The organism is Micrococcus sp. IITD107 (assembly GCF_041927415.1).
Taxonomy (GTDB): Bacteria; Actinomycetota; Actinomycetes; order Actinomycetales; family Micrococcaceae; genus Citricoccus; species Citricoccus terreus.
Window position 1 is genome coordinate 1 of record NZ_JBHFFN010000023.1, and the last position, 479, is coordinate 479.

Consider the following 479-nt stretch of genomic DNA (forward strand, 5'->3'; position numbering starts at 1 on the left):
GGTGATCGCATCCACCACGGCCGGGTCCAGGGACGTATCACGCAGGGCTCCGGTTACCTGTGGCAGTGAGGCCGGGACAGCAGTGCCGTCTGGGGACTCTCCCGGGGGTGGGGTCAGGTGGTGGGCGGCTCGGTCCACGCGCTGGTGAGTATCCCGCCGAGGGGTCTGCTGGGTCTTCTCCAGGAACTCGGCGGCATTGCGGAACGCAGTCTTGCCCTGCGGCAGTCCCAGCAGACGGTGCCGAGCCTTCGGGTCCTGCAGCACCCTGTCGGTCACCCCGGCCACCGCGGTCTGAGCCAGCTCCACCACTCGGGCCAGACGCCCTACCCCGGACTGGACCTGGGCCAACGTCACGGGCCAGGGTCCCGATGCCAGACCCGCGGTGGGGCCACCGGCAGTGCTCAGGGCTGTTCCGGCGGGAGCGCTGACGGAAGCCCCGCAGGCCGAGCCCTCGGCGAGGGAGCCCGAACCCGTGGAGG

At 71.6% G+C, this 479-nt stretch carries 1 protein-coding gene; it reads right to left on the minus strand.

The features are described from left to right. Positions 1–354 (minus strand): hypothetical protein (locus ACEXHE_RS13475; RefSeq protein WP_374786181.1); only part of this gene is annotated, 354 nt, incomplete at its 3' end. Between the last annotated feature and the right edge of the window lie 125 nt (positions 355–479).